Here is a 14,014-nt window from a genome sequence, read left to right on the forward strand (position 1 = left end):
TCTCCGAGGGCCGCTACCGCACCATCTCCCAGCGGCTGGGGGGAGCGACGAGGCCCTTGTGGTTGGGGGCGCCGTTCACGATGAGGGGGTGGGCATGCCAGTGATAGTCGTAGGCGTGCTTCCACTCGTTTTCGAAGACGCCGACATCGAGAAAGTATTGGCCGGCGGCGAGGTCGAGGCGGTCGAGGAGAAAACGGAGCTTGCCTTCGCCTGTTAGATCCGGGACTTCGGTGCGGGAGAGGAGGGTATTCGTGTCGAGGCAGACGGTGCCGTCCTCGCGAGTGATGGAGACGACGAATACGGGGGAATCGATGCGCTTGGGGGCCTTGTAGCCGAGGGTGATGGCAAGCGGTTCGCCGGAGCGAATGGATGCGGGGTGATCGACCGAGACGATTTCCATCTCGAAAGTGCCGAAGCGGTTTTCGCGCGGGACGAGGTCGATGCCGCTGCCGAGCTTGCGACCCGGCCCGGAGGGAGTGCGGCGCAGCGTTTCCATGCGCATCTCGGTCTCGTAGAGATTCGAGACGACGTCGGCGCTGCCGAAGGCGGCGACTTCACCGGGCTTCAGCCAGAGGGCGCGGTCGCAGAGATCGCGAACCTGATCCATGCCGTGCGAGACCATGACGATGGCGCAGCCGGCTTCGCGCATGGCGGTGATCTTCGCGTGGCACTTGGCCTGGAAGGCGAGGTCGCCGACGGAGAGGAACTCATCGACGAGCAGGATTTCGGGGTCGGTGTGGACGGCCACGGAGAAGGCGAGGCGCATCATCATGCCGGTGCTGTAGGTGCGCACCGGCTCATCGATAAAGTCTTCGAGTTCGGCGAAGGCGACGATCTCATCGAGTCGCTCGTTCATTTCGCGGCGCAGCAGTCCGGCAACGACGCCGGCGAGCATGGCATTCTCGCGGCCGGTGAGGTCGCCGAGGAAGCCGCCACCGAGATCGAGCAGGGCGCCGAGGCGGCCATTGGTGGAGATCTTGCCTTCGGTGGGGCGGCCGATGCCGCCTAACAGTCGGAGCAGGGTCGACTTGCCCGCGCCATTGGCGCCGACGATGCCGAGCATTTCGCCGGGGCCGACGTGGAAGGTGACGTCGCGAAGTGCCCACGGCATCTCCTTGCGGCGCGCTTTCCACGAACTTTGGGGGCGGTAGCGTTTGCCGACGGAGTCGACGGTGATTCGGGACGCGTTCACATTTCTTCCACGAAGCGGTGGCTTTGAGCGATGAAGATTCTCCGTCCACCGACGATGAGAACCAATGCGACGGCGGACAGGACCCACAGGCTGTGGGTGTCCGGCCATTCGTTTTTAAGCAGCACGGCGCGCCATGCTTCCAGCAGCGGGGTCATCGGGTTCACGTAGAACCACTGGCGCAGTTCCTCCGGGACGACGTGGATGTCGTAGAAGACCGGAGTGACGAACATCATGAGTTGCAGGAGCACGGCGACGATGTGCTGGGTATCGCGATGCAGCGCATTGAGCGAAGCGAGCGGATAGGCCAGTCCGACGGCGAGGAAGTACTGCAAGGTTAGTAGAATCGGCAGCGCCCACCATGCGGAACTGGGACGCAGGCCCTCATACCACATCAGGCCGAAGAGCAGCGGCCAGGCGACGACGAAGTGGAACAGGCGGACGCTCACGGTGACGTGCGGCAGCAGCGACAGCGGGAAACCGGGCTGGCGGGCCAGCGCGGCATTTCCGGTGATGAGGGCGGTGCTTTGGCCGAGGGCACCCTGGAACCAGCCCCACACCAGCACGCCGATGTAGACGAAGCAGGGGTAGTGGGGGATCTGCGAACCGAGGACATTGCGGAAGATCGTCGAGAAGATGATCAACTGCAGGATGGGGCTGCCGAGCGCCCAGCCGAAGCCGAAGAAGGAGCGCTTGTACTGGGCCTTGAGGTCGCGCAGGGTGAGCAAGACCAGCACGTCCCATGCGTGAAGCCAGCGCCGGCTCGTCGTGGTGGTGGCGAGTGGCAGCGGTTGGACGAGATCAGGTGTCATGCGAGGTCGGCTGCGGGAACCGGGGGCATCGTCACCGGGACTTCTTCCACGGGACGGGCTCCGGGACCGTGTTTCTTCACGTGACGCAGGCTCTTCCATAGCGACCAGGGGCCTAGCAACATGCCGGCGGTTTCGATTGCCAGCAGTTTCCACGGATAGTCATAGCGCCCGCGCAGGCGATTCCAATAGCGGGACATCATCGACTGTGGGAGCTCGTAGGCGACGCGGACGAGAGCGCGCTTGTCGCGGTACTTCATAAAGGTCAGCAGGTGGTAGGCCACGTGACCCTTCGAGTAGGCGAAGAGCTGCTGGTGCAGCGCCTTGTGGGTGATCCGGTGGTGGTGCCACGCGACTGCGGCGGCCTCGTAAAGGATGACGTGGCCAGCACGCAGGGCCTGATAGAACCACATTGTGTCCTCGCCCACGCCAGCGGGAACGCCGGCTCCGAGGGCTTCTTCGAAGGGGCCGATCTGCGGGTCATCGAAGAGGCTGCGACGCAGGGCCATGTTGCCGGTGCCACCGAGCTGCCAGGTCGGCGTGGCGCGGCGCTTCCAGTAATGGAACCAGTATTCGTCGTACTCGCGGCCATGGTAGCCGCGGCAGAAGCCGCCGTAGGCTTCGAACAGGAGTTCGGCCTCGGTTTCAAGGCTGGCCGGCAAGGTATTGCCGGTGACGGCGGCGACGTCGGCGCGGCTGAACGGCTCGACGAGGCGCTCCAGCCAGTGCGGGGAAACGACCATGTCGTCATCGGTCATGGCGACGATTTCCTCGCGAGCGGCAGCGAGGCCGGCATTGCGAGCGTAGGAAGAACCGGGGCGGCTTTCCTCGACGAGTTCGACGTCGGGGAAATCGCGCAGTACTTCGCGGGTGCCGGGACGGCCGGGGCGATTGTCGACGACGATGACCTGCACGCGGCGCTTTGTTTCGAGCGTCTTGAGCGAGGTCAGGCAGCGGCGCAGATCGTCGGGGCGATCGCAGGTGCAGATGACGAGGCTGACGCCGATTTCGTCCGAGAGCGGATGATCGGGGCCCTGCTCCGGCTGGACCAGGTCCTGCAGGTGAGTCATGTGGCGGGCCCAGATGATGTCGGGTGACTCGTCGCCGAGAGTGACAATCTGCCACCAGAAGATGCGCGAGATTTCATCGGCCAGGCGCGAGGGAACGATGGGCGTGCGCTTGCAGTTGAGGTGCATGCGGCCGAGCGGCTTGTCGCGCCATTGGACGAGAACCTCGAGGGTGTCCTTGCTGGAGTCCTGATTGAGCGTGGGCAGCGGCTTTGATACATCGACTACGGCCAAGCCCGTCTTCGGTGGACCATGGACGACGGGAGCGATGCGGAAGGTGTCGGGGCGTTTGGCTTCGTCGGCGACGATCTTGCGGCGGGCCTTGGTGTAGCCACCCTTGCGGGCATCCCAGTAGCCCTTGATTTCGCGGTTCACGAGTTCAAGCGGGAACCAGGTGGGCGACCACCACGAACGCTTGAAGCGCTCCCATGCCCAGTGGCGCCACCACCAGCTGGCGAGTTTTTTGACGCCGGCGCGGTCCTCGGGGAACTCGTCGGCCTCGCGGTCGAAGAAGCAACGCGTGGCGTGGCCGTAGCTATAGAGAAGCTTCGACAGCTCGGCGATGGTGCGGCGGTGACGGTGGCGGACGATGGCCGTCGGCTCGTAGAGGCAGATCATGCCCGAGCGGATGCAGCGGAAGAAGATCTCATGGTCGCCGCCGCCAAGGGTGGGCGTGCCGACGTCGAGGGCGGGGTCGAAGTGACCGATCCGGTCGAAGAGTTCGCGGCGGATGGCCATGTTCGCGCCGGCACCAAGTTGGCCGGCGCCGACGAGGTTCCAAGGCATCGGTGCGCCGGGAGCGGCGGATTGGAGATAAGTACGGGCGCAACCGCGGCCAAAGCCACCGTAACGCTCAAACAAGGCCTGAGCTTCGGTTTCCAGCTCGGCCGGCTCGATGAGGCCGGTGACGAGGCCGATGGACGGATCTTCCGCGAAGACGCGGCCGAGGGCGCCGATCCAGTCGGGATCGACCATGACATCGTCATCCGTGTAGGCGATGATGGCTCCCTTCGCTTCAACGATGGCGCGGTTGCGGGCGTGGTCGAGGCCCGGGGTTTCCTCACGGACGTAGCGGAACTGGGGAAAGTGGTTTTGGACCAGCTCTTTGGTGGCCTCGGTGGCCGGGGCATTGTCCACGATGATGACCTCAAGCGGCTTCACGCGCAGGGCGGCGAGCGAAGCGAGGCACTTCTTCATGTCCTCCGGGCGGTCGCGGGTGCAGACGGCGACGCTGATGGTGGAGGCTGAGTTGGGAGCTTCGGGATCGGGGCCGTGCTTGCGGACGTCGAGCGGCTCGAGAATGCCATTATTGATCAAGGCGCGGCGGGCCATTTCGCGGCCGAGCCGAGCCTGTTGGCGGGCCATGATCCGGAGTCCGACGTCGCGGCTGCGAACTTTGCCCGAGACCACGGGAACTTGAATCACCGCGATCGGAACGCCGTGCCAGCGGACGAAAACGCGGGCCGCGCGGTAGTCGGGGCCGACTTCGACATCGCCGGGTGAAGCGAGCTCGTAGTCGAGGGGTAGGATGGGGAGTAACATGGGGAGGGAGGGGAGGTGAGAGGTTCAGGATTTCGGCAAAGAGCCGGTGGTGGCGATTGCCTCATGCCAGCGTCGCAATTGGACGGACTCGGCCCAGGAGGAGCGCTGGGGTTTCCCGGGAGTGTCGTCGGGGTCGGCGAAGCCGGGAGGGCGGTCGCGGGTGCCGGTCGCGATGCGGACGAGGCTTTTCAGCGCCATGAGGTAGAAGCGGCGGTTTCCGAAAAGCATGAGATCGGCCAAAACCGCCCGGGCCATCGAATGGAGGCAGGCGGTGTAATCGCCCCAGAGGTAGCATTTGGCGACGAGGTAGCTGTAGAAATTCCCGGCTGACCAGCGGTAGACTTCGGGGGCCAAGCCGGTATTGCGGGCCTTGGCGCGGGTCATGATGACCTCGTAGGAGCGGCTCATGCCCTCGGCATTCAGGCTCATGCAGTCGGCGATCTGCCGGTAGCCGACGAGGCAGCGGCGGACGAGGCCCACCTGATAGTGCTCTGCGACCCGGAGGCTGAGGTCCCAGTCTTCGCAACCCTGCACGCCACCTTGCTCGGAGCGTTCGAGGTAGTTTCCGATCTGGTGAAGGGCTGTAGAGCGGAACAGGGGGACACTGCCGCAGCCGACGAAATTCCTCAGCACCATGGGCCGCAGGACGCTGCCCTGGATTTCAAAGGGAAAGCCGGTGGTGATCTGTTGGCCGCGGGCGTCGATTTTCTCCGACCAGCAGTAGCACATGCCCATCTGCTCGCCTCCCGCTTCCATGCAGGCGACCTGGTCGGCGAGCTTTTCGGGGTGCCAGAGGTCATCCGCATCGAGCGGGGCGATGTATTTCCCGCGGGCTTCGGCGATGGCGGAATTGCGCGCGGCACCGACGCCGCCGTTTTTGCGGGAGATAAGTCGAACCCGGGGGTCGCGGGCGGCGAATCCGCGGGCGATTTCCGCGGTGCGGTCCGACGACTCGTCGTCCACGACGAGGATCTCGACCTCGCGCAACGTCTGATTGCACGCGGACTCCAGCGTCAGCGGGAGCCACGTTTCAGCGTTGTAAGCGGGGACGACGATCGAAACGACGATCTCGCCGGGATGCATGGGTGTGGGGGACATCGAGGGTGGGGAGACCCAAGGGGGGGATGTGAACCGGGTCGCATGCTATCTGTTCATAGCGGCAGGTTGCAATCCATAACTCTTGGAAATAGCACACGTAATCGCGTGGGGGCGGGGTGGCGGATTCCGGGCGACTTTGTGAAATTTTTCACAAAGTGCGCTTGCCGCTCGCCGGGGCGTTTTTCATAGTCCGCCCCGCCCGGGGTCTCCCCGCGCGCCTCCTTGCCCCATGAGCGACAACGCCGCCACCGCCGAAGCCAAGCTTCCAAAGGATCTCGCCGCCGAAAAAGGCCTGGTCAACGTGCAGATCGATGGGGTTTGGCTGCAGGTCCCGCGAGGGATGCGGATGATCGAGGCCTGCAAGCTGGCGAAGCAGGAGGTGCCGCACTACTGCTACCACCCGAAGCTTTCCGCCCCCGGCAATTGCCGCATGTGCCTGGTCCAGATGGGCATGCCGCCGCGTCCGGCTCCCGGCCAAGATCCGACCTACGACGCCGAGGGCTACCTGCCGATTGGCTGGATGCCCCGCCCGGTGATCGCCTGCGCGAACACGGTGGCCGAGAATATGGGCATCCGAACCACGGGTGAGCTGGTCGAAAAGTGCCGCGAAGGGGTGATGGAGTTCCTGCTCATCAACCACCCGCTGGACTGCCCGATCTGTGACCAGGCGGGTGAGTGCCGTTTGCAGGAATTTTCCGTCGAACACGGCCGCGGTGAGTCCCGGTTCGTCGACATGAAGGTGAAGAAGCCGAAGAACGTGGACATCGGTCCGCGGGTCCGGCTGGACGACGAGCGCTGCATCATGTGCAGCCGCTGCATCCGCTTCATGGACGAGGTGGCCGACGACGCGGTGCTCGGCTTCACCCAGCGCGGGACGCACACCACGCTGACGGTGCATCCGGGCCGGAAGCTGGACTCGAACTACTCTCTTAATACGGTCGATATCTGTCCGGTCGGTGCGCTGACCTCGAACGACTTCCGCTTCCAGATGAGGGTTTGGTTCCTCAAGGAGACCAAGAGCATCGACGTGAACTGCGGCACCGGTGCCAACATCACGATCTGGGGGCGTGGCAACAAGATTCACCGCGTGACGCCGCGTCAGAACGACGACGTCAACTCGACATGGATGCCGGATTCGCACCGCCTGAATTTCCACTACGTCGACAGCGACGCGCGTCTGACCGAGCCGATGATCCGGGCGGGTGCGACGCATCAGGCGAACTCCTGGTTCCACACGATCCGCACCACGGCGGAAGAATTGAAGAAATTCCAAGGCGGCGAGATCGCGATCGTGGCCTCAGCCCGCATGACGAACGAGGAACTCTTCCTCGTCCGCGCGCTGGCCGAAGAACTCGGCACGGGTCAATACACCACCGTCCCGCGCACCGGCGAAAGCGACGGCATCCTGATTTCCGAGGACCGCAATCCCAACACCACCGGCGCGAAGCTGGTGTGGCAGACGCCCGATCCGCACGGCGGCTTGTTCGCGATCCGCGAAGGTGTCCGCTCCGGCTCGATCAAGGCGCTGCTGGTACTGGGTGAAGATCTCTTTGAAGCAGGCTTCACGAAGGAGGACCTTGAGAAGCCAGCGTTTATCGCCTCGATCCAGCTCCTCGCCGGTCCGACCGCCGAGGTGAGTGATGTGGTGCTTCCTGGTGCCGCCGCTGCCGAGAAGCGCGGCTCCATGGTGAACGTCACCGGTCGCCTCCAGCGCCTGAACCGCGCCGTCGAGCCCTTCGGCGATGCCAAGGACGACTGGGAAATTCTTCGCGACCTGATCCTCGCGCTCCAAGGAGCGAACCCGACCGATGGGCCGGCGATGATCGAAGATGTCTTCAAGTCGATGGCCGAAGGCGTTGCGGAGTTCAAGGGGCTGACCCTTTCGAAGATCGGCGACCTCGGCCTGCCGGTCACTGAAACCGGCGTGAAGATCCCGCTGCTCGAAAACGAACGCGCCCGCAAAGCCGCTGGCCTGATCAACGGCTAATTTCCCGCCTCCATGGACCTCGTCTCCCTGCTTATCATTGTCGCCAAGGTCATCGGCCTGACCTTCATGGTCGTGCTGCCGCTGGTGCCGATCTCGGTTTACTTCGAGCGCCGCTTTTCCGCGATCATCCAGGACCGCGTGGGTCCGAACCGCGTCGGTGTGCCGCTGACGCTGCTCGGCGCGAAGAAGGACTTCTCATTCTTCGGCCTGATCCAGCCGATGGCGGACGGTGTGAAGCTTTTCCTGAAGGAGGACTTCACTCCCTCGCACGTTCGCAAGGCCTTCTACTGGCTGGCTCCGGCGCTGACCGTGGTGCCCTCGCTGGTGACGGTGTGCGTGGTTCCTTTCGGCGGTGACATCGTCGTGAATGGCGAGCACTACAAGCTGGTCATCGCGAACCTCGACGTGGGGCCACTGTTCATCTTCGCGATCTCCTCGCTGGCAGTCTATGGCATCACCCTGGCCGGCTGGTCCTCGAACTCGAAGTTCCCGTTCATCGGCGGGGTGCGCTCGACGGCGCAGATGATTTCCTACGAAATCTCGCTCGGTCTCGCGGTCGTGCCGGTGCTGCTCTACTACGGCGACCTCAATCTTTCCAACATCGTGGAGCAGCAGTCCAAGAATGGCTGGCTGCTTTTGCCGCTCTGGAATGAGCATGGCACCTTCCTGACGAAGGCCTATTGGGAAACCTGCGGTGGACAGTGGCTGTTCTGGGTGCCGGCGATGATTGCTTTCGTGATCTTCACGACCTCGGTCTTCGCGGAAACCAACCGCATGCCCTTCGACCTTCCGGAGTGCGAAACCGAACTCGTGGGCGGCTACCACACGGAATACTCCTCGATGAAGTTCGCGATGTTCTTCATGGGTGAATATGCCGCGATGGTGATCGGCTCGGCGATGGTGGTGACGCTCTTCCTCGGTGGCTGGTCGCTCGGCCCGTGGTTCGACAAGTGGGCGGCGAGTGTTCACATCGGCCCGGTCGGCATTGGCGGTCTCCTCAACATGGCCGTCTTCATGGGCAAGGTGGTGGCGTTCATCCTCTTCTTCATCCTCGTCCGCTGGACGGTGCCGCGCTTCCGCTACGACCAGCTCATGCGCCTCGGCTGGGTGATCTTCTTCGAAGCCGCGCTGATCAATGTCTTCCTGGCCGCGCTGGTGATCGCCGCGCCACAGTTCGGAGCTGCCACCACCGTTGGCGGGTTGATCGTCCTCGCCATCGTCACCGGAGCCCTGATCTGGGTGCTCAAGGTGTCCGAGAAGAAGTCCGTCCCGGTCTCCATCTAACTTTCCCATCCATGGCCGTCGTCAAAGTCACACGTCCGAAACTGAATGCCGGGGAGAAACTCTACCTCGGCGCGGTCATCAAGGGCTTCATCATCACGATGAAGCACGCCGTCGACTCGCTGCGTGGCAAGACCCGCGGTTCGAAGGACATGGAGTCCTCGGGTCTCGGCATCACGATGCAATATCCCGAGCAGAAGTGGGACGAGCACTTGCCGGAGCACTACCGCGGCGCGCCCGCGCTGGTGACGGACGAGCAAGACCGCGAGCGCTGCGTTTCCTGCCAGCTCTGCGAATTCATCTGCCCGCCGAAGGCAATCAAGATCATTCCGAGCGAGATTCCGTCCGACGATCCGTGGGCGAAGGTCGAGAAGCGCCCTCTGGAATTCGATATCGACATGATCCGCTGCATCTACTGCGGCATGTGTGAGGAAGTCTGTCCGGAGCAGGCGATCTTCCTTCGGAAGGACTACGCCATCACCGGCCTCAAGCGTGCCGACATGGTGCACGACAAGAAGAAGCTTTACGAGATCGGCGGCAAGCGAGTCGGCCTCGTCAACAAGTGGAACGAGCTCAAGTAACCCAATCCTCCCATGCGCTCCATCGCTTCCGCCATTATCGTCGTCTGCGGGACCTTCGGCATTCTCAATGCCCACCGTCTGGTTGCAGGTCCGGATCCGTTCGGCTCGGTGACCTTTGTGATCTGCCTTCTTCTGCTCGTGGTCGGCGTTGGCGGTTGGATCTATTGCCTGAAGAACGACGACTGAACTCCCTGCGCTTTTCTCCCTGATGCCTCTCTACCTCTTCTGGTTCTTCGCGATCGTCATGCTGCTTGGCGGGGTCGCGGTAGTCGCGCTGCGGAATCCCGTCGCGTCCGCGTTGTCGATGGTTGCTTCGTTCGTGGGACTCGCGGGTCTGTTCATTGGTCTGAATGCCTTCTTCGTGGGGATTATCCAGATCCTCGTCTATGCCGGCGCAATCATGGTGCTGTTCATCTTCATCATCATGCTCCTCGACTTGAAGACCGAGGAGAAGCGGGCGCCGAAGCTGGCTCCGCTGCTCGGGGGATTGGGCATCGTGCTGGCGTTCACGATCCAGCTGATCGGCATCCTTTCGAAGTCGCCGAACGTCGAAGACAAGCCTCTCGATCTTACCGCCGCTTCAGCGCATTTCGTCGAAAGCAGCCCGGGGATCTCGGCCAAGCTTGGCGCCGGTCACTTGCCCGACGTGAACCTGATCGGTGACGTGCTCTTCAACGGCTACAACCTGCCGCTGCAGATCGTGGGCGTGCTCCTGCTCGTCGCCACCGTCGGCGTCGTCGTCCTTTCCAAGCGCCAAACCACCTGAGCCATGGCCTCCTTGAACGATTACCTGCTCGTCTCCGGACTTCTATTCGCCATCGGCCTCAGTGGCGTGGTGCTGCGCCGGAACATCATCGTGGTTTTCATGTGCCTGGAGCTGATGCTCAGCGCGGCGAACCTCACGCTGGTGGCCTTCTCGCGCTTCCACGGCTCCAACGGTCTGCCGGACTACAACGGCCAGATGCTGGTGTTCTTTGTGATCACCGTCGCCGCCGCCGAGGTGGCGGTCGGCCTTGCCATCATCGTCGCCCTGTATCGTGCGCGGCAGACGATCAGCACGGATGATCTCACGAGCATGCGCGGCTGAGCCAAAGCGCGCGTCCATCGACCTACCTTTCCCCGATGTCCAAGTTACTACCCTGGGTTCTCCTGTTCCTTCCGCTGATCGCCGCGGCGGCGAACCAGCTTTACTTCAAGCGGAACGCCTTCATCGCGTCGATGATTTCGGTGGGGTCCGTTGCGGTGACGTTTGGCATTTCCCTGATGCTGCTTCGCGGCAATCCAGTCGCCCCCGAGCCGATCAACTGGCTGACGGTCGGTGATTTCAAGCTCCAGATCGGCATCACCTTGGACCCTCTGTCCACCGGCATGATGATCGTGGTAACGGGCATCGGCCTGCTGGTTCACGTTTTCTCGCTGGCCTATATGGCTGACGATAGCGCCAAGGCGCGCTACTTCACCTGCCTCTCACTCTTCATGTTTTCGATGACCGGCATCGTGCTGGCGTCGAATTTCATCATGACCTTCATGTTCTGGGAGCTGGTCGGTCTCAGCTCTTACCTGCTGATCGGTCACTGGTATCAGAAGGCCTCAGCTGCGGATGCCGCCAAGAAAGCGTTCATCGCGAACCGGGTGGGGGACTTCGGCTTCATGATCGGCATCCTGATGCTCTGGGGTATCACCGGTCACCTCGGCTTCTCCGGCATGAAGGAGTGGGCCGCTGGCGGTGGCTTGGCGACCGTTTCGACCGGGGTGCTTGGGGCGGCCTTGCTCTGCGTCTTTTGCGGTGCCATGGGGAAGTCGGCGCAAATGCCGCTCCACGTCTGGCTGCCGGATGCGATGGAAGGCCCGACTCCAGTGTCCGCCCTCATCCACGCCGCGACGATGGTGGCGGCGGGCGTTTACATGCTGTTCCGCGTGCAGTCCTCGATTGGCGCGGAGGCTTTCGACAACTTTGCGGGCCAGACCATTTCCTGGATCGGCGGCATCACCTCGCTGTGTGCGGCGCTGATGGCCACCCAGCAGGGCGACATCAAGAAGATCCTCGCCTACTCGACGCTCTCGCAGCTCGGCTACATGGTGATGGCGGTTGGCCTGATGTCGGGTGAGGCCGGCATGTTTCACCTCTTCACGCACGCCTGGTTCAAGGCGCTGCTGTTCCTCGGCTCCGGCGCGATCATCTACGCCTGCCACCACGAGCAGGACATCTGGAAGATGGGCGGCCTGCTGAAGAAGATGCCGATCACCGGCCTGACCTTCTTCATCGGTACTGCGGCTTTGATTGCCGTGCCGTTTGTCACTTCCGGCTTCTACTCGAAAGAAGAGATCCTCGCGGCTGCCTACAACGGGAACAAGGCGCTCTTCGGTATCGCGGTCTTCGTTGCCTTCCTGACGACCTTTTACATGACCCGCGCCTTCGTGGTCACCTTCCTCGGCAAGACCCGCTCGGACAATGCCGACCATGCCCATGAGGTCGGTCCGATGATGTTCCTCCCGCTGATCTTGCTCGCCTGCATGGCTATCGGCTCCGCTTGGCTGACCGGCCCGCTTCATGCAATGGACCCACGCATTCACGCGCATGAGGGTCATCATGAAGATAGCGCTCACGCGATCATCCTGGGGGCCTCGATCGGTTCGCTGGTGCTCGGCCTGCTCGCTGGCTTCGCCCTCTACAACGGCAAGGACAAGGATCCCGTTTCCATCCCGCTGTTCCGGGAGCGTTTCTATATCGACAGCTTCTACGACAATATCATCGTCCGCTACTTCCAGGATGCCTTCGCGGCGATCATCCACTTCTTCGATGAGTTCCTCATCAACGGCCTGATTGTTGGCGGCTTCACGCGCCTCGCCGAGGGCTTCGGCGGCTTGTTCCGCAAGGTACAGTCGGGCAATCTCCAGGGCTACGCCTTCGCCTTTGGCATCGGCGTCATCCTCGTCATCTACTTCACCGCGTTCTGAGCCATGCTCCTCCTTCTTCTCGTCCTTATCCCGCTGGCGGCTTTCTTGGCGATGCTCGCCGGTGCGCCAGCGCGCAAGGCAGCCGTCGCTGCTGGCGTGGCCAATCTCGTACTTGGCCTGTGGGCTGCGACTTCATGGCAGAACAGCAAGCTGTGGTCGATTTCGCTGCCGGTCCTTGAAAAGCCCGCGCTTCACTTGTCGCTCGGTTTCTATGACGGCATGAGCGTGATCATGGTGCTGCTGTCGGTGATCGTGACCTTGGCGGCGCTCCTTTCCGGCAAGGCTCCCGAAGGCCGCGAGACTCTCTACTATGGTTCTTCGCTGCTGATCTCGGCCGGAGCCATCGGAGCCTTCGCTTCGACCGATCTGTTCTTCTTCTACGCCTTCCACGAGCTGGCGCTGATCCCGACCTTCCTGATGATCGGCATCCTTGGTCGCGGCGACCGGAAGGAAGCGGCATGGAAGATCACCATCTACCTGGGGCTTGGCTCGATCATCTTGCTGGCGGGTCTGGTCTGGCTCGCGAATATTGCCGGGACCTACGACATCCCGACGATGTTGAACGCGGCGAAGGAGGGCTCGCTCAAGATCGACGCCTCCGCCCAGAAGAGCATCGCCGCGCTGCTGCTTGTCGGCTTCGGCGTGCTGGTCTCGCTGTTTCCCTTCCACTCTTGGGCGGCACCGGCTTATGCCAGCGCGCCGGCACCGACTTCGATGCTTCACTCGGGCGTGCTGAAGAAGTTCGGCCTCTACGGTTTGCTCCGCCTTGCGATTCCGCTGGTGCCTGAGGGTCTCGATGCCTGGCTGGTCCCGCTCTGTGTGCTGCTGCTTGGCAATATCCTGTGGGTGGGCTTCGTGACGATCAGCCAGAAGCGCCTTGATGGGATGCTCGGCAACTCGTCGGTGATGCACATGGGCTACATCTTCCTCGCGATCGCCGCGCTGGCTGCTGCGAAGGCGACCGGACAGGTCAATGAACTCGCGCAGCCGGCCGCGGTGCTGCTGATGTTCGCGCACGGCGTTTCGATTGCTATGCTCTTTGGCCTCGCTGATCGCATCGAGCGGAACACCGGCACGCTGGAGCTTACGGATCTCGGCGGCCTGGCCAAGTCAGCACCGGGCCTTGCTTTCCTGTTCGGCATGGTCGGCATGGCCTCGATCGGCCTGCCGGGGCTCGCCAACTTCGCGGGTGAGGTGATGGTCTTCCTGTCCTCCTTCAAGAACTACAACCCCGCTGCCGGTTTCGGTCCGGTGCAGATCACCTGCATCATCGCGATCTGGGGCGTGGTCATCAGTGCCATCTACATGCTCCGGGCGTATCGCCGAATCTTCCAAGGTGAAAGCGTCCGCGCCACCGACGGTGCTGCCGACCTCACCTTCGCGGACCGTCTTCCGGCATTGATTCTCGCCGTGGCGCTGCTGGCGGTGGGTCTCTACCCGAACCTGCTCCTCAGCCTCCTCAAGTGATTCCCACTGATCACCGATCACTGATCACTTCTCAC

12 protein-coding genes are annotated in these 14,014 nt (G+C 62.8%); 8 read left to right on the forward strand and 4 right to left on the reverse strand.

Annotated features, from left to right (window positions below):
* Window positions 1-13: 13 nt before the first annotated feature.
* Genes WKV53_RS06105 through WKV53_RS06120 form a run of 4 tightly spaced genes read right to left on the reverse strand, consistent with a single transcriptional unit; the run spans window position 14 to window position 5,705 of the window.
* Window positions 14-1,192 carry an ABC transporter ATP-binding protein gene (locus tag WKV53_RS06105; RefSeq protein WP_341403473.1) on the reverse strand — a complete coding sequence of 393 codons (1,179 nt, stop codon included), beginning with the start codon at window positions 1,190-1,192 and terminating at the stop codon, window positions 14-16.
* Window positions 1,189-2,001, reverse strand: a complete 813-nt coding sequence (locus tag WKV53_RS06110; RefSeq protein WP_341403474.1) for an ABC transporter permease — start codon at window positions 1,999-2,001, stop codon at window positions 1,189-1,191. Before WKV53_RS06110 ends, WKV53_RS06105 begins: the two co-directional genes overlap by 4 nt.
* Window positions 1,998-4,607 (reverse strand): glycosyltransferase, encoded by a 2,610-nt coding sequence (locus WKV53_RS06115; protein WP_341403475.1) that lies wholly within the window; start codon window positions 4,605-4,607, stop codon window positions 1,998-2,000. The genes WKV53_RS06110 and WKV53_RS06115 overlap by 4 nt, the downstream gene beginning before the upstream one ends.
* Before the next feature lie 24 nt (window positions 4,608-4,631).
* Window positions 4,632-5,705, reverse strand: coding sequence for a glycosyltransferase family 2 protein (locus tag WKV53_RS06120; RefSeq protein ID WP_341403476.1), 1,074 nt, complete (start codon window positions 5,703-5,705; stop codon window positions 4,632-4,634).
* Window positions 5,706-5,934: 229 nt separating this feature from the next.
* Between WKV53_RS06120 and WKV53_RS06125 the strand changes: the two genes are divergently transcribed.
* Genes WKV53_RS06125 through WKV53_RS06160 form a run of 8 tightly spaced genes read left to right on the forward strand, consistent with a single transcriptional unit; the run spans window position 5,935 to window position 13,979 of the window.
* Window positions 5,935-7,692, forward strand: coding sequence for an NADH-quinone oxidoreductase subunit G (locus WKV53_RS06125; RefSeq protein ID WP_341403477.1), 1,758 nt, complete (start codon window positions 5,935-5,937; stop codon window positions 7,690-7,692).
* A gap of 12 nt (window positions 7,693-7,704) precedes the next feature.
* A complete protein-coding gene (locus WKV53_RS06130; protein ID WP_341403478.1) occupies window positions 7,705-8,976 on the forward strand; it encodes a complex I subunit 1/NuoH family protein in 1,272 nt (423 codons plus the stop codon).
* Window positions 8,977-8,987: 11 nt separating this feature from the next.
* Window positions 8,988-9,554, forward strand: coding sequence for a 4Fe-4S binding protein (locus tag WKV53_RS06135; RefSeq protein ID WP_341403479.1), 567 nt, complete (start codon window positions 8,988-8,990; stop codon window positions 9,552-9,554).
* A gap of 12 nt (window positions 9,555-9,566) precedes the next feature.
* A complete protein-coding gene (locus tag WKV53_RS06140) occupies window positions 9,567-9,740 on the forward strand; it encodes a hypothetical protein (protein WP_341403480.1) in 174 nt (57 codons plus the stop codon).
* A gap of 22 nt (window positions 9,741-9,762) precedes the next feature.
* On the forward strand, window positions 9,763-10,320 hold the full coding sequence (locus WKV53_RS06145) for an NADH-quinone oxidoreductase subunit J family protein (protein WP_341403481.1): 558 nt from the start codon (window positions 9,763-9,765) through the stop codon (window positions 10,318-10,320).
* A 3-nt stretch (window positions 10,321-10,323) separates the two neighbouring features.
* Window positions 10,324-10,641 (forward strand): NADH-quinone oxidoreductase subunit NuoK, encoded by a 318-nt coding sequence (nuoK, locus tag WKV53_RS06150; RefSeq protein WP_341403482.1) that lies wholly within the window; start codon window positions 10,324-10,326, stop codon window positions 10,639-10,641.
* A 35-nt stretch (window positions 10,642-10,676) separates the two neighbouring features.
* Window positions 10,677-12,512: an NADH-quinone oxidoreductase subunit L gene (gene nuoL / locus WKV53_RS06155; RefSeq protein WP_341403483.1), complete on the forward strand. Its 1,836-nt coding sequence runs from the start codon at window positions 10,677-10,679 to the stop codon at window positions 12,510-12,512.
* A 3-nt stretch (window positions 12,513-12,515) separates the two neighbouring features.
* Window positions 12,516-13,979, forward strand: coding sequence for a complex I subunit 4 family protein (locus tag WKV53_RS06160; protein ID WP_341403484.1), 1,464 nt, complete (start codon window positions 12,516-12,518; stop codon window positions 13,977-13,979).
* Window positions 13,980-14,014 lie beyond the last annotated feature (35 nt).

It is taken from the genome of Luteolibacter sp. Y139, from assembly GCF_038066715.1.
Lineage (GTDB): Bacteria > Verrucomicrobiota > Verrucomicrobiia > Verrucomicrobiales > Akkermansiaceae > Haloferula > Haloferula soli.